Here is a 453-nt window from a genome sequence, read left to right on the forward strand (position 1 = left end):
CATAGAGCTTGTCGGGCTCGACCGCGCGCCGCGCGACGGTGCGCTTGAGCGTCATCGCATAGCCCGTCTCGCGCAGCAGCACGCGCTCGAACGAGCGCAGCACCTGCACGGGCGGCTCGCCGTGCGCCAGGCGCGTGAGCGTGACGAGGTAGTGCTGAAAGAGCGGCGGATGCGGATCTTCGCGCGCACAGAACTTGACGAGCAGCTCGTTCGCGTAGAAGCCGCACAACAGCGCGTCGCCCGCGAGCGGCAGCATGCCGCCCACCCATTCGGCGCCCGTCAGCGTGCGCAGCTCCGATTTGCCCGACCACGACAGCGACAGCGGCTGGAACGTCTGCAGCACGCCGCGCAGCGCCGAATGCGGGCGCGTCGCGCCCTTCGCGACGAGCGCGATGCGGCCGTGGTCGCGCGTAAGCACGTCGATGACGAGGCTCGTCTCCCGGTACGGATAGC

1 protein-coding gene is annotated in these 453 nt (G+C 70.0%); it reads right to left on the reverse strand.

Translation table 11 applies throughout. The features are described 5' to 3' along the window. Positions 1 to 453, reverse strand: a 453-nt coding sequence (recO, locus tag J5M56_RS25280; RefSeq protein WP_207938095.1) for a DNA repair protein RecO, incomplete at both ends; no start/stop codon positions are given.

It is taken from the genome of Pseudomonas sp. 51_B, assembly GCF_017491595.1.
Taxonomy (GTDB): Bacteria; Pseudomonadota; Gammaproteobacteria; order Pseudomonadales; family Pseudomonadaceae; genus Aquipseudomonas; species Aquipseudomonas promysalinigenes.